This window comes from Enterobacter sp. HG048 (genome assembly GCF_024702055.1).
Classification (GTDB): Bacteria; Pseudomonadota; Gammaproteobacteria; order Enterobacterales; family Enterobacteriaceae; genus Enterobacter; species Enterobacter dykesii.
In genome coordinates this window covers 187005-206795 of record NZ_JANLIZ010000005.1, presented here as the reverse complement: position 1 = coordinate 206795, position 19791 = coordinate 187005, and the positions used below count along the sequence as shown (strand labels likewise).

The following is a 19791-nucleotide window of genomic DNA, read 5'->3' as shown; positions in this document are numbered from 1 at the left end:
AAAACAGTATAACCGTGTAGATGTCAGGGAAATTTGACGTGTTCGATTTTTTTGCTGTTCTGTACGGCGATTTATCATGAAGATTGATGAAATACGTCACGAAAAAGTTCACCTAAATGAAATGCGCTTTTTTACTGCGCAAAATTTGTCTCTGCCCCTGCTAACGAGTAGACTTCGTGCCCTTGTCTGAAATCGGAGAACAACTCATGAGCGAAACGGCCACCTGGCAGCCGAGCGCATCCATCCCTAATCTGTTAAAACGCGCTGCAATTATGGCGGAGATCCGCCGTTTCTTTGCCGACCGCGGAGTCCTGGAGGTGGAAACGCCGTGCATGAGTCAGGCAACGGTAACGGATATTCATCTGGTGCCGTTTGAAACCCGTTTTGTTGGCCCCGGCCACTCTCAGGGCATGAATTTGTATCTGATGACCAGCCCGGAATACCACATGAAACGCCTGCTGGCGGCGGGATGTGGTCCGGTGTATCAGCTGTGCCGCAGCTTCCGTAATGAAGAGATGGGGCGTCACCACAACCCGGAATTCACCATGCTGGAGTGGTACCGCCCGCATTATGATATGTACCGTCTGATGAATGAGGTGGACGATCTGCTGCAGCAGGTCCTGGAATGCTCGGAAGCCGAAACGCTCTCCTATCAGCAGGCTTTCCAGCGCCATCTGGAAATCGATCCGCTATCGGCGGACAAAACCCAGCTGCGCGAAGTGGCGGCAAAACTGGATCTCAGCAACGTGGCGGATACCGAAGAGGATCGCGACACGCTGCTGCAGCTGCTGTTTACCTTCGGTGTTGAACCGCAGATTGGCAAGGATCGTCCGACCTTTGTCTATCACTTCCCGGCAAGCCAGGCGTCGCTGGCGCAGATCAGTACCGAAGATCATCGTGTCGCAGAGCGTTTTGAGGTCTATTACAAAGGCATCGAGCTGGCAAACGGCTTCCACGAACTGACGGATGCCCGCGAGCAGCAGCAGCGCTTCGAGCAGGATAACCGCAAGCGCGCCGCGCGCGGTCTGCCGCAGCAGCCTATTGATGTTAATTTGCTTGAAGCATTAAAAGCAGGTCTGCCGGATTGCTCCGGCGTGGCGCTGGGTGTTGACCGTCTGGTGATGCTGGCCCTGGGGGCAGAACAGCTTGGCGATGTGATTGCGTTTACCGTAGATCGCGCCTGACGGCAGTTTACCCTCTCCCGTGGGAGAGGGTTGCACCGCTTATCTTACAAACTTCCCGCCGGACGCGTCCGCGCCGCTGACGTCAGCGTTCTTCCCGTTTTACGCCCGTCCAGGCTTTCCAGACGCATCTGGAACGGTGGGAACGGCATATCAATACCGTGTTCGCGGAAGCCCGCCAGAATCAGCTGGTGGATCTCATGGCGCAGCGGCATACGGTGTCCCATTTCGGCGGCGTAGATACGCAGCTCGAAAATCTGGATCCCCTGCTGTAAATCCACAAGGAATACTTCCGGCGCCGGGTTGTCGATTACCAGCGAGCAGCGCTCAGCGGCAGTGTAGAGGATCTGGGTGACCTCTTCGCTGCTGGCGTCCGATGGCGCCGGTACCGTCAGCACCACGCGGGTAACGGAGTCTGACAGCGACCAGTTGATGAACTGCTCGGTAATAAACGCCTTGTTTGGCACGATGATCTCTTTGCGATCCCAGTCGCTGATCGTCGTCGCGCGGGTGTTGATCTTCGTGATGCTGCCGGTCAGATCGCGGATCGTTACGGTATCGCCAATACGGATCGGTTTTTCGAACAGAATGATCAGGCCAGAGATGAAGTTGGCGAAGATCTCCTGTAAGCCAAAACCTAACCCTACACCAAGGGCCGCCACCAGCCACTGCAGCTTCGACCACTCAATACCGATCATCGAGAAGCCAACCAGCCCACCAAACAGCATTATCAAATATTTGGTAATGGTCGTAATCGCATAACCCGTCCCCGGCGTTAAATCCAGATGCTGCAGCAGCGCCAGCTCCAGCAGCGCCGGGAAGTTGCGCACCAGCTGCGTGGTGATGATCAGCACCAGAATGGCAATCAGCACCGCCCCTAAGGTAATCGGCTCCAGACTTTCAACGCCCTGCACCGTGGAGGTCACGTCCCACAGAGAGATGTTCTCCAGGAAGCCAAATGCGGAGTGGATCTCTGACCACAGGAAGATCACCGACAGGAGGGCTATGAGCATCAGGATGGAACGAACCAGGCGCAGGGACTGGGTGCTGATGGCATCCAGATCCAGTTCGACTTCGTCCGCTTCCGTTGTGCCTTCCGTACTGTTGACGTGGTTTGGCTCTTCCTCACCCCGCGCACGCTGGGCGAGGATCTCCGCCCGACGATGCTTGGCTCGGTCAAAGGCCAGACGGCGGCGCTGGATCAGCATCCAGCGGCGGATCACGTGGTACACCACCAGAAGCAGGAACCAGATTGCCACCGAGGTTTCCAGTCGCGCCAGCAGCGCCTTCGAGGTCGCCAGATAACCCACCGCGGCCGCCAGCATCGCAACCAACGGTGCGCTCAGCAGCAGGTTCCAGAGCAGCCGGTTGAACATGTTGTCGCCGCTGCCGGATTTATCGAGATAGAGCGGAATACCCGCGCGTTTCAGGCTGAGCGTAACGATGGCCAGCGCCCCGCATATCAGCATAAAGCAGAGGCGGCCCAGCGAGCCTGAGAATTCCCGGTCGTTGAGATTATCGAACATGATTAGCGCCATAATCAGCGGCACAATCAGCCCGATGCTCATCAGGTAGTAACGCATGGCGCGCGCAACGCGATTACGCGGCCAGCCAAAGTGGGCGATAAACAGGCCATTGGGGCGCGCGAAGGTGGCGCAAATCATGACCACCCACAGCAGCGGCACCGTGGCGGTGACGCCATCGCCAATTGCGACCGCGAGCGGATAGGGCCAGGCTTCCCGCAGACCATACCCCAGCGTCATCCACAGCACCGGCAGCGGGGAGGCGACAAGAATCGACCAGAATACGGTGCGCAACGTTAACCAGAAGTGATCCTGGGTGACTTTCCCGACCCGGGAGCTGGAACGCTCCAGGAAGCGGGTGAAATGCCTGCGCGAGTAAATGCTGAAGCCCACCAGAATCAACGCCCCGAGCAGCGGGAAAATGGTCTCTTTGCTGGTAAACATCATCACGCTGGCCTGTCCCAGCTGGCTGACGGTGTCCAGCGAAATCAGGCGACGCAGATCCTGAACAATCTCAATCGGCCACGAGAAGGTCATCGGACGCACGTCGGACGTCCAGAAGAGATAACGGTGCGTCGCCTCGTTCACCTCTTTCAGCGCATCTTCCAGCTGGCTATTGGAGACTTTTAGCTTGGTCAGCTCCAGAATCAGCGTATCCCCGCCCTGGAGCAGGGAGTTCAGCAGTTCACGCTGGGTACGCAGCTGGGCTTCCAGAATGCGGTTTTGCTCGCTGGTCAGGGGCTGGCCGTCAGCCTGACGGATCTGGCGGATTTGCGGCTGCTTATTGAGAAGATCTTCAAAGTGCAGTCGCTGAACGCGCAGCTGGGCCATCTCGGTATCCAGCTGTTGCGGCTTCGGCATTTCCGGCAGGCGCGCGACCTGGGCGCGTAACGCTTCGCCCAGCAGGTTTGATGACCCGAGCCACTGGGACTGCTCGCGCAGGGTGTTTAACGCCTGACGCACCTGAAGGGTTTGATTGGTCGCCTGACGCTGCTGGGATGCAACCAGATCCATGCGCTGCGCCTGCTGATTCAGCGCGGCAGAAAGCTCACGGTTGACCCTGAATTGTTCGTTGATACCGGCAGGCAGGTTTTCGCTGTTTTCAGCCAGCAGTTCGGTGCTTTCAAGGGCACGCTCGGCTTCGCGCTGACGCTGGCTGTTAAGTTGATTGCGCAAGGCCTGGAGATACGCATCCAGCTGCTCGCTCTGCTTCTGAGCGAGTTCAGAGCGCATCCGCGACAGCTCCTGGCGGTTATTGGCGGAAAGCTGCGCCAGCTCCAGCTCATCGACAAGGGCCTTCAGGCGAGCCGATTCCGCCTGCAGGCCCAGATTTTGTGCCTGAGCCTGCGGGGTGTTGCCGCTTTGCGCACCTACGCGACGCTCAACTTCATTAAGCTGGCGGCGGGCGTCGGTTTGCTGCTGTGGAAGCTGGCTGAGGGAGTCGGCAATTTCACGCGCGCGCTCCTGTTCCTGCTGCGCCAGGCGGCTCTTTTCCAGAAGCTGGCTGCTGACCTGCAGGATCTCCTGGTTCAGAGCGTCCGAGGTCATGCCTGCGGGCACGTCGCGCGGTTCGTCACGCAGATTATTGAGCTGCGCGCGCAGCGTCTGCGAGAGTTTGGGGAAATTGTCGATAACCTGCTGATACTGCTGAGCGCGCTCAAGAGAGCCTTTCCGCTCCTCAAGCGCGTTCAGGGCAGCCTGGAGCGACTCGACGGTCCCTGGCTGAGCGGGTTTGGCCGCTTTTGCCTGCTCCAGTTCCTGGGTTATCTGTTTGGCGTCGGGGGCTGTCGCTGCGTACGCCCCCATGCTGAGGCACCAGGCCATCAGTAGAACGATAATCGGGCGCACGTCAGCGATCCTTCTGTTATTAGCCTTCGTCTTTTTTGTCGTCAACCAGCGGGCTGGCGTCGTGCTCGGCGTTGATCTCTTCCTGCGGTAGCGGCGCTGGTTCTGCATCCGGCGTCACGAAGGTTTCGGTAGAGACCGCCAGCGGCTGGCCCAGTTTGGTGACCGACAGGCTTTCGAGCTGTTCAGCCAGCTTCACTTTGCCCGGCGCAAACAGGTTGATTACGGTAGAGCCCAGCTTGAAGCGACCCATCTCCTGACCTTTCAGCAGGGCCACCGAGCCTTCCGCTTCACCGGCAGGCCAGGTCCAGCGTTTGATCACGCCTTCGCGCGGTGGGGTGATGGTGCCCGCCCAGACGGTTTCGATGCTGCCTACGATGGTCGCACCGACCAGAATCTGCGCCATAGGACCAAATTCAGTATCGAACAGACAGATGACGCGCTCGTTACGGGCAAACAGGTTCGGCACGTTCTGCGCGGTTAGGTGGTTTACGGAGAACAGGTCGCCCGGGACGTAAATCATTTCACGCAGGATACCGTTACACGGCATATGCACGCGATGGTAGTCGCGCGGTGAAAGATAGGTGGTGGCAAACGTACCGTTACGGAACAGATCCGCCATCAGGTAGTTACCTGCCAGCAATGCTTCCAGACTGTAGTTATGGCCCTTCGCCTGCAGGATTTTGTCGTCTTCGATGTTACCCAACTGGCTGATCACGCCGTCTGCCGGCATCACCAGAACGTTAGGATCGGTGTTCAGCGGGCGCACTTCGTCACGCAGCGGGCGCACGAAGAACTCGTTGAAGGTGCGGTAGCTGGCGGTATCCGGCTTTTGCGCCTCTTTCATATCGACCTTGTAATATTTTACGAAAAGGTCGATGACCAGTTTGGTCAGCCAGCCTGCGCGTTTGCTTGCGCCCCAGCCCGCCAGGCGAGTGAGCCACAGTTTTGGCAGAATGTATTGAAGCGAAAGTTTAAATGCGTTTAACAAGGTAGCCTCCAGGCCATTGTTTTGTCGTTCCTGATCCGGCGTTAAGCCGCCGGAACCTGAAAAAAGGGGACGATTTTAGCGATGCTTAGCTTAGTTGTCAGTTATCAGAATCAGAAAAGTTTTTACGCGTTTTTACGTCTTCCATGCTCTCAAGAATGCGGTGGTAATTCTCGAAGCGGGTTTCCGCGATCTCGCCTTTCTCAACCGCTTCACGAATAGCGCAGCCAGGGTCGTTATCGTGCTTACAGTCGCGGTATTTACAGGCGCCTAAATAATCATGGAATTCGACAAATCCGTTAAAGATTTGTTCCGGCTCAAGGTGCCACAAACCGAACTCACGCACCCCCGGGGAGTCGATCACGTCGCCGCCGTGCGGGAAATGATACAGACGCGAGGCGGTAGTGGTGTGCTGGCCCAGGCCAGAGACGTTGGACACATCATTGGTCAGGATCTCTTGCTGGAGGCCAAGCAGGTTGTTCAGCAGGCTCGATTTACCTACGCCGGACTGGCCCGCAAAGATGCTGATGCGGTCGGTCAGCGCCTCTTCCAGCGGTTTAAGGCCATCTTTGGTGTGGCTGGAGACCATCAGCACGCGATAACCAATCTTGCGGTAGATATCCATCTGCTCATTCACGAAGGCCATACCGTCGTCATCCAGCAGATCGATTTTGTTCAACACGATAATCGGTTCAACCTGCAGCGTTTCGCAGGCGACGAGGTATCGGTCGATAATGTTGAGCGAAAGCTCAGGTAAAATCGCCGAAACAATGACGATCTGGTTAATGTTGGCGGCAATAGGTTTTACGCCATCGTAGAAGTCTGGTCGGGTGAGCACCGACGTGCGTTCATGCACGGCTTCAACGATGCCCTTAACCGTGACACCTTCAGCGGCCTCTTTACCCGGACGCCAGACGACGCGATCGCCGGTTACCAGTGAACGGATAGTGCGACGGATATTGCAACGGTGAATATCACCGTCGGCGGATTCGACATCGGCATGCATACCGAAACGGCTGATGACTACGCCTTCTGTCGCTTCACCAAACAGGTTGTCGTCATAATCCGGCTTCTCCGAAGTGGTTTTAAGACGGCGCTGGTGGTTGGCGTTTACGCGGCGCTGCTGCCCTTTGGAGAGTTTATTTTTACTCAATCGCGCTGGCTCCTGGTCGCCCGTAAGGGGCAAAACCTCTATGATACACTCTAATTAATACTAGTTAACCTGCTACTGCCGGTTATGCGAGAAGGGTGGAAAATAACATGAGCGCGGATGAAAACAACCTGATTTGGATCGATCTCGAAATGACCGGGCTGGATCCCGAGCGCGATCGCATCATTGAAATTGCAACGCTGGTGACGGACGCCAACCTGAATATCCTGGCTGAAGGGCCAACGATTGCGGTGCATCAGTCCGACGACCAGCTGGCTTTGATGGATGAATGGAACGTGCGCACCCACACCGGCAGTGGCCTGGTGGAGCGCGTGAAGGCGAGCACATTCGGCGATCGCGAAGCGGAGCTGGCGACGCTTGAGTTCCTGAAACAGTGGGTTCCGGCAGGCAAATCGCCTATCTGTGGGAATAGTATCGGCCAGGATCGCCGTTTCCTGTTTAAGTACATGCCGGAGCTGGAGTCATATTTCCACTACCGCTATCTGGATGTCAGCACCCTGAAAGAGCTGGCGCGTCGCTGGAAGCCTGAAATCCTCGACGGCTTCAAAAAGCAGGGGACCCACCAGGCGATGGACGATATCCGTGAGTCCGTGGCGGAGCTTTCCTACTACCGCGAAAACTTTATCAAGCTGTGATTTTGCGATCCGGCGCCTTGCGTGGCCGGGTTTTTGTCGTTAAATTGTTCAGCTTGCCGATTAAATAAGCATTTGAACTTAATTTCGAAAAAATCGCTTTAAGGGGGGTTGCAGCTAAAAGGATTTCTCGTATAATGCGCCTCCCGTAACGACAGAGAATTACACGTTACGACAGCAACAAAAGCAGTGCAGATTTGCGGGAATAGCTCAGTTGGTAGAGCACGACCTTGCCAAGGTCGGGGTCGCGAGTTCGAGTCTCGTTTCCCGCTCCAAAATTTGAAAGTGCTTCTAAAGCACGGACCACCCAAGCGGGAATAGCTCAGTTGGTAGAGCACGACCTTGCCAAGGTCGGGGTCGCGAGTTCGAGTCTCGTTTCCCGCTCCAAAATTTGAAAGTGCTTCCAAAGCACGGACCACCCAAGCGGGAATAGCTCAGTTGGTAGAGCACGACCTTGCCAAGGTCGGGGTCGCGAGTTCGAGTCTCGTTTCCCGCTCCAAATTCTTCTTAATCTCTAAAATATCCACAGCGAAAAGCATCGTTGGGGACGTTTTCTATTGTCTCTGAAATACTCTTGTGAACAGAGTTATCCACAGAAACTGCGCTTAACCGAAACAGGGTTAAAGCTTAGCAGGGTGAATAATATCTTTGTAATGCACTGTATTTATTCGATAAATTTTCATTTAAAAATGTTATTGAGATCACTTGACCTCTTCTCCAGACCAGATGGCGCTTGAGTTTGTAATTTTATTCACAGGCTGTGAATAGTTCAGGCATCCCGCAGAAGCCCTTTTTCAATCACCCTCACCAGACGCTGTTTCTTCGGTAGCTGCACCTCGATCGCGCAGGCATTACGCTTCTCTATTTGCTGCGCAACAGCCCATTCTATGTGCTCATCAAGAAGTGGGTGCTCACCTCTACGGCTTTCAAGCGCCCGAATATTCGCTTCATCCCACGGGGCATTGCCCAGCGCGACGGCGACATTACGCAGCCAGCGCAGATGACCAATACGGCGAATGGCCGAACCTTCCGTCACTTTCAGGAACCAGGCTTCAGTCCAGGCAAATAAATCAATAAGCTGCGGCGCATGCAGCGCCTTACGCGGGCTGAAATCCTCTTCGTCCGTGAGCTGCGAATAGCGGTTCCACGGGCAGATCAGCTGGCAGTCGTCGCAGCCGTAGATGCGGTTGCCGATAAGCGGTCGAAATTCCTCTGGAATGGCGCCTTCCAGTTCGATAGTGAGGTAGGAGATGCAGCGGCGCGCATCCACGGTGTAAGGCTCGACGATGGCACCCGTCGGGCAGATGGTCATGCAGGCCACGCAGCGTCCGCAGCCTTCCTCTACCGGGCCGTCTACCGGCAGCGGTAAATCAATCAGCAGTTCACCCAGGAAGAAGAACGATCCGGCGTCGCGGCTGAGGATAAGTGAGTGCTTACCTGTCCAGCCAAGCCCGGCTTTTTCGGCGATCGGGCGCTCAAGAATAGGCGCAGAATCGACAAAGGGTCTAAAATTCAGCGAAACACAGTGCTGCTGAATAGTTTCCCCGAGTTTTTTTAAACGGTTACGCAAGAGCTTATGGTAATCACGTCCCAGGGCGTACCGGCTGACGTAACCCAAAGAGGGATTTTTTAGCGTGCGCGCAAAGGCCGCGTTGGCGGGCAGATAGTTCATGCGCACGCTGATGACGCGTAATGTGCCCGGCAAAAGCTCGTGAGGACGGGCGCGCATCATGCCATGACGCGCCATCCATTCCATTTCGCCGTGGTATTGTTTATCCAGCCAGGCCTGCAGTTTCGGCTCGCTGGCGGAAAGGTCGGTATCGGTAATTCCCACCTTCTGGAAGCCAAGCTCAGCACCCCACTGTTTTATTTTTTGCGCTAATTCATTGAGATCGAGGGGCTGTGACATGACGGACCATACGGTGAATAAAAACCCCGCAAGTATACCACACTCCATCTGGCATGCGGATGACCTCCGGCGCGCCGAAAAAGAGGCCGCAGACAGCCTCGGGATTACCCTTTATGAACTGATGCTGCGCGCAGGTGAGGCGGCGTTTAACGTTGCCCGCAGCGCGTACCCTCAGGCCGCCCACTGGCTGATTCTGTGCGGTCACGGCAATAACGGCGGCGACGGCTACGTCGTCGCCCGTCTTGCGGTTGCGGCAGGTATCCGCGTGACGTTGCTGGCCCTGGAGAGTGATAAACCGCTGCCGGAAGAGGCCAGCGCGGCGCGGGAGGCGTGGCTTAACGCAGGCGGTGTGATTCATGCGCCTGATATTGTCTGGCCGGAAGAGGTGGATCTGATTGTTGATGGTCTGCTGGGTACCGGGCTACGCAGTGCGCCTCGTGAGAACATTGCCGCGCTGATTGAACACTCTAACAGACATTCCGCGCCGGTAGTTGCCCTGGATATTCCCTCAGGCCTAATCGCACAAACCGGCGCGACGCCGGGGGCGGTCATTCAGGCTGCACATACGGTGACCTTCATCGCCCTCAAGCCGGGGCTACTGACCGGTAAAGCGCGGGATGTGGTCGGCATGTTGCACCACCATGCACTGGGGCTGGAGAGCTGGCTGGCCGGGCAGGAAACGCACCTCGCGCGTTTTGATGCGTCGCAGCTTGCGGCGTGGCTCCCGCCGCGCCGGCCGACGTCCCATAAGGGCGATCACGGCAGGCTGGTGATTATTGGCGGCGATCATGGTACAGCAGGTGCGATTCGCATGACCGGCGAAGCGGCTCTGCGCTGCGGTGCCGGATTAGTGCGAGTACTCACTCGCATCGAGAATATTGCGCCGATCGTTACAGCCCGACCGGAGCTGATGGTCCATGAGCTTACCCCCCAGGCGCTTGAAGAGAGCCTTGAATGGGCGGATGTGGTGGTGATTGGCCCGGGTCTTGGGCAGCAGGCATGGGGTAAACAGGCCCTGCAAAAGGTCGAGAATTTTCGTAAACCGATGCTGTGGGATGCCGACGCGCTTAACCTTCTGGCAATAAACCCGGATAAGCGTCACAATCGCATTCTGACGCCACACCCCGGCGAAGCCGCGCGCCTGCTTAACTGCAGCGTGGCAGAAATTGAAAGCGATCGCTTACTTTCTGCTCAGCGTCTGGTAAAACGTTACGGAGGTGTTGCTGTTTTGAAAGGGGCAGGAACCGTTATCGCCAGTGACGAGACGCAGGGCATTATTGATGCCGGAAATGCGGGTATGGCGAGCGGCGGCATGGGCGATGTGCTTTCCGGCATCATTGGCGCATTGCTTGGACAGAAACTTCCCCTTTATGATGCAGCCTGCGCGGGCTGCGTGGCCCACGGTGTCGCGGCGGATAAACTGGCCGCGCGTTACGGTACACGCGGCATGCTGGCCACCGATCTTTTTTGCACGCTACGGCGTGTTGTTAACCCGGATGTGATTGACGTAGAAAATGACTAATCGAGCGATTCCTTTACCTGATGAACAAGCCACTTTAGAACTCGGCAAGCGCGTGGCGCAGGCCTGTCAGGGGGCAACCGTCATTTATCTGTATGGTGATTTAGGTGCGGGTAAAACCACCTTCAGCCGGGGTTTTTTGCAGGCGTTAGGGCATAACGGGAATGTGAAAAGCCCAACCTACACCCTGGTTGAACCGTACACCCTTGAAAATCTCATGGTGTACCACTTCGATTTATACCGCCTTGCGGATCCTGAGGAGCTGGAATTTATGGGGATCCGTGATTATTTTGCCAACGACGCCATTTGCCTGGTGGAGTGGCCGCAACAAGGTGCGGGTGTGCTGCCTGACCCGGATGTCGAAATTCACTTAGATTACCAGGCACAAGGGCGTGAGGCACGCATCAGTGCTGTTTCCTCATCAGGCAGTTCCTTACTGGCGCGACTGGCCGGTTAAGCGTAGGGATGACGGGATGATAAATCGCGTTAAAGGTTGGTTGTTGGCTGCCACCGTGCTGCTGTGCGCGCAGGCCGGGGCGGCAAACCTCTCAGATATTCAGGTATCAAACGGCGAAAGCCAGGCCCGGATCACGTTCAGCTTTATGGGCGATCCTGAATATGCGTTTTCACAGCCAGACAGCCACAGCGTGGCGCTGGATATCAAACAAACAGGCGTGATCCAGGGGCTGCCGCTGCGGTTCAGCGGTAACAACCTGGTGAAAAGTATCCGTTCGGGAACGCCGCAGGATAGCCAGTCGTTACGTCTGGTGGTCGATTTGACCGAAAAGGGCAAAACGAAGGCGGTGAAGCAGCAAAACGGAGCGAACTATACGGTGGTGTTTACCATCAATGCCGACGCGCCGCCACCGCCGCCGGTCGTAGCGAAGCGCGTGGAAGAACCGGTATATACGCCGCGTCCTTCTGAACCAGCGCGTAATCCCTTTAAATCGCAGAACGATCGCATTACTGCGGCAACCAGCAGCAATACGGTGACACGTCCGGCAGCCAGCGCGCGACGCGCGACGGTCAGCGGTGACAAAGTGATTATCGCCATTGATGCGGGCCACGGCGGGGAAGATCCCGGGGCGATTGGTCCTGGCGGCACGCGAGAGAAAAACGTGACTATCGCTATCGCGCGTAAGCTGCGTTCGCTACTCAATGACGACCCGATGTTTAAAGGCGTGTTGACCCGCGACGGGGATTACTTTATCTCCGTAATGGGGCGCTCGGACGTGGCGCGTAAGCAAAACGCGAACTTCCTGGTCTCTATTCATGCGGACGCCGCACCGAATCGTAGCGCCACCGGCGCCTCGGTTTGGGTGCTGTCGAACCGCCGCGCCAACAGCGAAATGGCCAACTGGCTTGAAGAGCATGAGAAGCAGTCTGAACTGTTAGGCGGCGCGGGCGACGTGCTGGCGAACAGCCAGTCCGATCCGTACCTCAGCCAGGCGGTGCTGGATTTACAGTTCGGTCATTCTCAGCGCGTCGGGTATGATGTTGCCACTAACGTATTGAACCAGCTGCAAAGCGTTGGCGTGCTGCATAAGCGTCGTCCGGAACATGCCAGCCTCGGCGTTCTGCGCTCGCCGGATATCCCGTCGATCCTTGTGGAGACGGGCTTCATCAGCAACAACGGTGAAGAGCGTCTGTTGGGAAGCGACAGCTATCAGCAGCAAATTGCCGAAGCGATTTATAAGGGTTTACGCAACTATTTTGAGGCGCATCCTCTGCAGTCTGCGCCGCAGAGCGGCTCAGCACAGACGGCCAGCGCAGCGCTGCCGGGTGAGATGACCGCGACCAACTAAGGAGCATTCATGCCGATTCAGGTTCTACCGCCGCAGCTCGCGAACCAAATCGCCGCCGGTGAGGTGGTGGAACGCCCTGCGTCGGTGGTGAAGGAGCTGGTGGAAAACAGCCTCGATGCGGGCGCCACCCGCATCGATATTGATATCGAACGCGGTGGCGCGAAGCTTATCCGCATTCGCGACAACGGCTGTGGTATTAAAAAAGAGGAGCTGGCGCTGGCGCTGGCTCGTCACGCCACAAGTAAAATCGCCTCTCTGGACGATCTGGAAGCGATTATTAGCCTCGGTTTTCGCGGCGAAGCGCTGGCCAGTATCAGCTCCGTTTCGCGTTTAACGCTGACCTCTCGTACCGCTGAACAGCAGGAAGCCTGGCAGGCTTACGCCGAAGGGCGCGATATGGATGTGACGGTCAAACCCGCGGCGCACCCTGTCGGTACGACGCTGGAAGTCCTGGATCTATTCTACAACACCCCCGCCCGACGCAAGTTTATGCGTACCGAGAAGACCGAGTTCGGCCATATTGACGAGATTATCCGCCGTATTGCGCTGGCCCGTTTCGATGTCACCATCAACCTCAGCCATAACGGTAAGGTGATGCGCCAGTACCGCGCGGTGGCGGAAGGTGGACAGAAAGAGCGTCGCCTGGGCGCTATCTGCGGGACGCCGTTTCTGGAACAGGCTCTGGCCATTGAGTGGCAGCACGGCGATCTGGCTTTACGCGGCTGGGTTGCCGATCCAAATGCGAGCAGTGCTGCGTTCTCTGAAATTCAGTATTGCTACGTGAACGGGCGCATGATGCGCGATCGTCTCATCAATCACGCGATTCGCCAGGCCTGCGAAGACAAACTCGGGGCCGATCAGCAGCCTGCTTTCGTCCTTTATCTGGAGATCGACCCCCATCAGGTGGATGTGAACGTTCATCCTGCCAAACATGAGGTGCGGTTCCACCAGTCGCGTCTGGTTCACGACTTTATTTATCAGGGCGTGGTCACTGTGTTGCAGCAGCAGGCAGCGCCAACGCTGCCGCTGGAAAACGACGCCCCTGCACCGCGTCCGCTGCCGGAAAACCGTGTGGCGGCGGGCCGCAACCATTTTGCTGAGCCTGCCGTCGCGCGTGAACCGGAAGCTCCGCGTTTCTCCCAGGCCGGGAGCGCACCGCGTCCAACGGGCGCGAACTACCCGAACGCCCAGCCGGGCTATCAGAAGCAGCAGGGCGCGTTGTACCGCAAGCTGCTGGAAACGCCAGCCGTGGAGCGTAAAGAGCAGATTCCGCCCGCTCAGCCTTCTCTGGACGGGCATAGCCAAAGTTTTGGCCGGGTGCTGACGATTATCGCGCCCGATATGGCACTGCTTGAACGTGACGGCAAACTGATGCTTCTGGCCCTGCCGGTCGCCGAACGCTGGCTCAAGCAGGTGCAACTCACGCCAGGCGAAAATGCAGCCTGCGCGCAGCCGCTCTTAATTCCGGTTCGCCTGAAAATATCCTCTGAAGAAACGAGGGTATTACAGCGCGCAGAGCCGCAGCTGGCGCAAATGGGTATTGAAACTGTGCTCGAACCACAACATGTGACAATTCGTGCAGTGCCTTTACCCTTACGCCAACAAAATTTACAAAACTTGATTCCTGAACTGATAGGCTACCTGGCGCAGCAAACATCGTTTGATGCCGCCAACACCGCGCAGTGGATCGCCCGCCATCTGGCAAGCGAACACGCGCCGTGGAGTATGGCGCAGGCCATTAGCGTGCTGGCGGAGGTGGAACGCCTCTGTCCGCATCTGGTGAAAACGCCGCCGGGTGGGTTATTACAACCTGTTGATTTACAAACGGCGATGAACGCCCTGAAACATGATTGACGCAAGTAAGGCGAGCCTGCCTAAGGCAATTTTTTTAATGGGCCCAACGGCCTCCGGCAAAACGGCGCTAGCCATTGAGTTGCGTAAAGTTTTGCCTGTAGAGTTGATTAGCGTCGACTCCGCCCTCATCTACCGGGGGATGGACATCGGCACGGCGAAGCCTGACGCAGAAGAGTTGCGTGCGGCACCGCACCGTTTGCTGGATATTCTCGACCCGGCTCAGGCCTATTCCGCAGCGGATTTCCGCCGGGATGCCTTAGCCGAAATGGCCGAGATAACGGCGGCGGGACGTATACCGCTGTTGGTTGGCGGAACCATGCTCTATTTCAAGGCGTTGCTGGAGGGGTTGTCACCTCTGCCATCCGCGGATCCGGAAATAAGAGCGAAAATTGAGCAGCAGGCGGCAGAGCAGGGTTGGGACGTTTTGCATCAGCAACTGGCGGAGATTGACCCGGTTGCTGCAGCACGGATCCATCCAAATGATCCGCAAAGGCTTTCCCGGGCACTGGAAGTTTTTTTCATTTCGGGTAAAACTTTAACGGAACTGACGCAAACGTCAGGAGACGCTCTGCCGTATCAGGTGCATCAGTTCGCCATCGCCCCGGCGAGCCGTGAACTGCTCCATCAGCGAATTGAGCAGCGTTTTCATCAGATGTTAGCTTCAGATTTTGAAGCAGAAGTGCGGGCGCTATTTGCCCGTGGAGATTTGCATACGGACATGCCTTCCATTCGTTGTGTGGGATACCGCCAGATGTGGTCGTATCTTGAAGGTGAGATTTCATACGATGAAATGGTTTATAGAGGTGTTTGCGCCACGAGACAGTTAGCGAAGCGCCAGATCACCTGGTTGCGCGGTTGGGAGGGTGTTCACTGGTTAGACAGTGAAAAACCGCAACAGGCGTTAAACGAAGTGATTGAGGTTGTTGGTGATATCGCTCACTGAATGTGTACAATTGAGACGTATCGTGCGCAATTTTTCAGAATCGCAAGGTTCTAAGTACAAAACAAGCATATAAGGAAAAGATAGAATGGCTAAGGGGCAATCTTTACAAGATCCGTTCCTGAACGCATTGCGTCGGGAACGTGTTCCAGTTTCTATTTATTTGGTGAATGGTATTAAGCTGCAAGGTCAGATTGAGTCTTTCGATCAGTTTGTGATTCTGTTGAAAAACACGGTCAGTCAGATGGTCTACAAGCACGCTATTTCTACTGTTGTTCCGTCCCGTCCGGTATCTCATCACAGCAATAACGCTGGCGGCGGCACAGGTAGTAACTACCATCATGGCAGCAACGCGCAGGGTTCTTCAACGCCGGCGCAGGACAGCGACGAGACCGAATAAGGTTTCGCACTGTTATCCACACGGGGAGCCAGGGATCCTGCGTTCCCCGCTGATCTTTTTAGAGAGGTTTACGCTTGTTTGACCGTTATGATGCCGGTGAGCAGGCGGTGCTGGTACACATCTATTTTTCGCAAGACAAAGATATGGAAGACCTCCAGGAGTTTGAATCTCTGGTCTCTTCCGCCGGTGTCGAAGCAATGCAGGTGATTACCGGTAGCCGTAAAGCGCCGCACCCAAAGTATTTTGTTGGTGAAGGTAAAGCAGTCGAAATTGCGGATGCCGTAAAAGCAACCGGCGCGTCAGTCGTGTTATTTGATCATGCGCTGTCTCCAGCCCAGGAGCGCAACCTGGAAGCCCTTTGCGAATGCCGTGTTATCGATCGCACGGGTTTGATTTTAGATATTTTTGCTCAGCGCGCACGTACCCACGAAGGGAAACTGCAGGTTGAGCTGGCGCAGCTGCGCCATCTGGCAACGCGTCTGGTGCGTGGCTGGACACACCTTGAAAGACAAAAAGGCGGGATTGGTTTGCGCGGCCCGGGTGAAACCCAGCTCGAAACCGACCGTCGTTTGCTGCGTGGCCGAATTACCCAGATCCTTTCACGTCTGGAACGTGTAGAGAAACAGCGCGAACAGGGGCGTCGGGCGCGAACCAAAGCCGATATCCCGACGGTGTCGCTGGTGGGCTATACCAACGCCGGTAAATCCACCCTGTTTAACCAGATAACCGAGGCCCAGGTGTATGCCGCAGACCAGCTGTTTGCGACCCTGGACCCTACGCTGCGCCGTATTGACGTTGCAGACGTCGGTGAAACGGTGCTGGCGGATACCGTAGGGTTTATCCGCCACCTGCCGCATGACCTGGTGGCGGCGTTTAAAGCCACCCTGCAGGAGACGCGACAGGCGACTCTGCTGCTGCACGTGATTGATGCGGCAGACGTGCGCGTGCAGGAGAACATCGACGCGGTGAACGTGGTGCTCGAAGAGATCGACGCCCACGAGATCCCCACGCTGTTGGTCATGAACAAGATCGATATGCTGGACGATTTCGAACCGCGTATCGACAGAGATGAAGAAAACAAACCGATTCGGGTCTGGCTTTCTGCCCAGACCGGTATTGGTGTGCCACTGCTTTTCCAGGCTTTGACAGAACGTCTTTCCGGTGAGGTAGCTCAGCACACGCTGCGACTGCCGCCACAGGAAGGCAGGCTGCGCAGCCGGTTTTATCAGCTTCAGGCGATAGAAAAAGAGTGGATGGAGGATGACGGCAGCGTGGGGATGCAGGTGCGTATGCCGATCGTTGACTGGCGTCGCCTCTGTAAACAAGAACCTGCGCTGGTCGACTATGTCGTCTGATCAGAAAGGGGATGCCTGAATAATTCGCCCTTGCATAACAAATATGGAGCATATACATGGCGTGGAATCAGCCCGGTAATAACGGACAAGACCGCGACCCGTGGGGAAGCAGCAAACCTGGCGGCAACTCTGAGGGAAATGGCAACAAAGGTGGTCGCGAGCAGGGGCCGCCGGATCTGGATGATATCTTCCGCAAACTGAGCAAGAAGCTTGGTGGCCTTGGCGGAGGAAAAGGTTCTGGCTCGGGTGGCAATTCCACTCAGAGTTCGCGCCCGCCAATGGGTGGCCGCGTAGTGGGCATCGTGGCCGCTGCGGTAGTCATCATCTGGGCAGCCAGCGGGTTCTACACCATTAAAGAAGCAGAACGCGGCGTAGTCACCCGTTTCGGTAAGTTCAGCCATCTGGTTGAGCCGGGTCTGAACTGGAAGCCGACTTTCATTGATGACGTGACCGCGGTTAACGTGGAATCTGTCCGTGAACTGGCCGCCTCTGGCGTGATGCTGACCTCTGACGAAAACGTGGTGCGCGTTGAGATGAACGTTCAGTACCGCGTGACCGATCCTGAGCGTTATCTGTTTAGCGTGACCAGCGCCGATGACAGCCTGCGTCAGGCGACCGACAGCGCCCTGCGCGGTGTGATCGGTAAATACACCATGGACCGTATTCTGACCGAAGGTCGTACCGTTATTCGTAGCGATACCCAGCGCGAGCTGGAAGAGACCATTCGTCCGTACAACATGGGTATTACCCTGCTGGACGTCAACTTCCAGGCTGCGCGTCCGCCGGAAGAGGTGAAAGCCGCATTTGACGATGCGATTGCTGCCCGTGAAAACGAACAGCAGTACATCCGTGAAGCAGAAGCGTACACCAACGAAGTTCAGCCACGCGCTAACGGTCAGGCGCAGCGTATTCTGGAAGAAGCGCGCGCGTATAAGACCCAGACCATCCTGGAAGCACAGGGTGAAGTGGCCCGCTTCGCGAAGATCCTGCCGGAATATAAAGCGGCACCGGAAATTACCCGTGAGCGTCTCTATATCGAGACCATGGAAAAAGTGCTGAGCCACACCCGCAAAGTGTTGGTTAACGACAACAAAGGCGGAAACCTGATGGTTCTGCCGCTGGATCAGATGCTGAAAGGCGGTTCTGCACCAGCAGCGAAAGGCGACACCAGCGGAGCGAATAACCTGCTGCGTTTGCCGCCAGCCTCAACAGGCAGCGCCAGCACGAACACAACGCCTTCTTCGAACGATGGTGACATTATGGACCAACGCCGTGCTAACGCGCAGCGTAACGACTACCAGCGTCAGGGGGAATAAGGATGCGTAAGTCAGTTATTGCGATCATCGTCATCGTACTGGTCGCGCTTTATACCTCGATCTTTGTGGTGAAAGAAGGCGAGCGTGGGATCAAGTTCCAGTTCAGCAGCGTCGTGCGTGATGGCGACAAACGCCCGGTGATTTACGAACCGGGTCTGCACTTCAAGGTGCCTTTCATTCAGTCAGTGAAAACGCTTGATGCGCGTATCCAGACCATGGATAACCAGGCCGACCGTTTCGTGACCAAAGAGAAGAAAGACCTGATCGTTGATTCCTACATCAAATGGCGTATCAGCGACTTCAGCCGTTACTTCCTGGCAACGGGCGGTGGCGATGTTTCTCAGGCAGAAGTGCTGCTGAAACGTAAGTTCTCTGACCGTCTGCGTTCCGAGATTGGTCGTCTTGATGTGAAAGACATCGTGACCGACTCCCGTGGTCGTCTGACCCTGGAAGTACGCGATGCGCTGAACTCCGGTACAGCGGGCACGGAAGATGAAGTTTCAACGCCAGCAGCAGATGATGCGATTGCCAAAGCGGCTGAACGCGTTCAGGCGGAGACCAACGGTAAAGTGCCGGTGATCAACCCGAACAGTATGGCTGCGCTGGGTATCGAAGTCGTTGACGTGCGTATTAAGCAGATCAACCTGCCGGTGGAAGTGTCCGAGGCGATTTACAACCGTATGCGCGCCGAGCGTGAAGCGGTAGCCCGTCGTCACCGTTCACAGGGCCAGGAAGAGGCTGAGAAGCTGCGTGCCGCAGCGGACTATGAAGTCACCAAGACGCTGGCGGAATCTGAGCGCCAGGGCCGTATCCTGCGCGGTGAAGGCGATGCCGAAGCGGCGAAGCTGTTCGCGGATGCCTTCAGCCAGGATCCTGACTTCTACGCCTTTATCCGTAGCCTGCGCGCTTACGAGAATAGCTTCCAGAGCAACCAGGATGTGATGGTGCTCAGCCCGGACAGCGATTTCTTCCGTTATATGAAGACGCCGACTAACGCAACGCGATAAACTCAGGCTCGTTTGAGTATTCAAACCACCGCTCTCAACGGAGCGGTGGTTTTCTTTTATAAGGAATAAAAATGAATTCAACGATCTGGCTCGCACTGGCCCTGGTCCTGGTGCTGGAAGGTCTTGGACCGATGCTTTATCCGCGCGCCTGGCGCCGAATGATCGCCACGATGAGCCAGCTGCCGGATAATATTTTACGTCGTTTTGGTGGCGGTCTTGTGGTTGCGGGCATTGTGATCTACTACATGTTGAGGAAAACGATTGGCTGATCAAAAAGTAGGCGCAATCGGCGTATTTTGAGGTCAAAAAGTGCTGTATATCTGAAAAAGCGATGGTAGAATCCATT

The 19791-nt window shown here is 56.3% G+C and carries 16 protein-coding genes and 3 tRNA genes; 15 read left to right on the top strand and 4 right to left on the bottom strand.

All coding sequences use genetic code 11. The features are described 5' to 3' along the window. The first annotated feature begins 206 nt into the window (after positions 1-206). Positions 207-1184, top strand: coding sequence for an elongation factor P--(R)-beta-lysine ligase (epmA, locus tag NUX24_RS09285; protein WP_045404820.1), 978 nt, complete (start codon positions 207-209; stop codon positions 1182-1184). A 44-nt stretch (positions 1185-1228) separates the two neighbouring features. Here epmA and mscM read toward each other — a convergent pair whose 3' ends face one another. The 3 genes from mscM to rsgA form a co-directional block, all read right to left on the bottom strand. Continuing rightward, a complete protein-coding gene (mscM, locus tag NUX24_RS09280) occupies positions 1229-4552 on the bottom strand; it encodes a miniconductance mechanosensitive channel MscM (RefSeq protein WP_257831119.1) in 3324 nt (1107 codons plus the stop codon). 19 nt (positions 4553-4571) lie between these two features. Continuing rightward, complete coding sequence (asd, locus tag NUX24_RS09275; protein WP_033144458.1) at positions 4572-5540, bottom strand: archaetidylserine decarboxylase; 969 nt, start codon at positions 5538-5540, stop codon at positions 4572-4574. Positions 5541-5637: 97 nt separating this feature from the next. Continuing rightward, positions 5638-6690, bottom strand: a complete 1053-nt coding sequence (gene rsgA, locus NUX24_RS09270) for a small ribosomal subunit biogenesis GTPase RsgA (RefSeq protein WP_023334242.1) — start codon at positions 6688-6690, stop codon at positions 5638-5640. Positions 6691-6797: 107 nt separating this feature from the next. Between rsgA and orn the strand changes: the two genes are divergently transcribed. The 4 genes from orn to NUX24_RS09250 all read left to right on the top strand — a co-directional run bounded on the left by orn (position 6798) and on the right by NUX24_RS09250 (position 7839). After that, positions 6798-7343 (top strand): oligoribonuclease, encoded by a 546-nt coding sequence (orn, locus tag NUX24_RS09265; protein WP_023310130.1) that lies wholly within the window; start codon positions 6798-6800, stop codon positions 7341-7343. Between the two features lie 196 nt (positions 7344-7539). Next, positions 7540-7615, top strand: a tRNA-Gly gene (locus tag NUX24_RS09260). A 36-nt stretch (positions 7616-7651) separates the two neighbouring features. Continuing rightward, positions 7652-7727: transfer RNA gene (locus NUX24_RS09255), tRNA-Gly, on the top strand. Between the two features lie 36 nt (positions 7728-7763). Continuing rightward, positions 7764-7839 (top strand) — tRNA-Gly (locus tag NUX24_RS09250). Between the two features lie 270 nt (positions 7840-8109). Here NUX24_RS09250 and queG read toward each other — a convergent pair. After that, positions 8110-9249 carry a tRNA epoxyqueuosine(34) reductase QueG gene (gene queG / locus NUX24_RS09245; RefSeq protein ID WP_257831115.1) on the bottom strand — a complete coding sequence of 380 codons (1140 nt, stop codon included), beginning with the start codon at positions 9247-9249 and terminating at the stop codon, positions 8110-8112. Between queG and nnr the strand changes: the two genes are divergently transcribed. The 10 genes from nnr to NUX24_RS09195 all read left to right on the top strand — a co-directional run bounded on the left by nnr (position 9248) and on the right by NUX24_RS09195 (position 19714). After that, the gene (gene nnr / locus NUX24_RS09240; protein WP_257831113.1) at positions 9248-10771 is read left to right on the top strand and encodes a bifunctional ADP-dependent NAD(P)H-hydrate dehydratase/NAD(P)H-hydrate epimerase; all 1524 of its coding nucleotides are present in this window, start codon (positions 9248-9250) and stop codon (positions 10769-10771) included. The two genes, queG and nnr, sit on opposite strands and share 2 nt — an antisense overlap. Continuing rightward, complete coding sequence (gene tsaE / locus NUX24_RS09235) at positions 10764-11225, top strand: tRNA (adenosine(37)-N6)-threonylcarbamoyltransferase complex ATPase subunit type 1 TsaE (protein WP_013095283.1); 462 nt, start codon at positions 10764-10766, stop codon at positions 11223-11225. The genes nnr and tsaE overlap by 8 nt, the downstream gene beginning before the upstream one ends. A 16-nt stretch (positions 11226-11241) precedes the next feature. After that, a complete protein-coding gene (gene amiB / locus NUX24_RS09230; RefSeq protein ID WP_126328979.1) occupies positions 11242-12573 on the top strand; it encodes an N-acetylmuramoyl-L-alanine amidase AmiB in 1332 nt (443 codons plus the stop codon). 9 nt (positions 12574-12582) lie between these two features. Next, entirely contained in the window at positions 12583-14427 is a 1845-nt protein-coding gene (gene mutL / locus NUX24_RS09225; protein ID WP_047652018.1) for a DNA mismatch repair endonuclease MutL, read from the top strand. Further along, positions 14420-15370 (top strand): tRNA (adenosine(37)-N6)-dimethylallyltransferase MiaA, encoded by a 951-nt coding sequence (miaA, locus tag NUX24_RS09220; RefSeq protein WP_023310135.1) that lies wholly within the window; start codon positions 14420-14422, stop codon positions 15368-15370. Before mutL ends, miaA begins: the two co-directional genes overlap by 8 nt. 85 nt (positions 15371-15455) lie before the next feature. Beyond that, on the top strand, positions 15456-15767 hold the full coding sequence (gene hfq / locus NUX24_RS09215) for an RNA chaperone Hfq (protein ID WP_008502919.1): 312 nt from the start codon (positions 15456-15458) through the stop codon (positions 15765-15767). A 74-nt stretch (positions 15768-15841) separates the two neighbouring features. Further along, positions 15842-17122: a ribosome rescue GTPase HflX gene (hflX, locus tag NUX24_RS09210; RefSeq protein ID WP_257831108.1), complete on the top strand. Its 1281-nt coding sequence runs from the start codon at positions 15842-15844 to the stop codon at positions 17120-17122. 56 nt (positions 17123-17178) lie between these two features. Further along, positions 17179-18438, top strand: a complete 1260-nt coding sequence (gene hflK, locus NUX24_RS09205) for an FtsH protease activity modulator HflK (protein WP_045402256.1) — start codon at positions 17179-17181, stop codon at positions 18436-18438. Between the two features lie 2 nt (positions 18439-18440). Next, the gene (hflC, locus tag NUX24_RS09200) at positions 18441-19445 is read left to right on the top strand and encodes a protease modulator HflC (RefSeq protein WP_023334250.1); all 1005 of its coding nucleotides are present in this window, start codon (positions 18441-18443) and stop codon (positions 19443-19445) included. Positions 19446-19516: 71 nt separating this feature from the next. Further along, on the top strand, positions 19517-19714 hold the full coding sequence (locus NUX24_RS09195; protein WP_003855996.1) for a DUF2065 domain-containing protein: 198 nt from the start codon (positions 19517-19519) through the stop codon (positions 19712-19714). Positions 19715-19791: the final 77 nt, after the last annotated feature.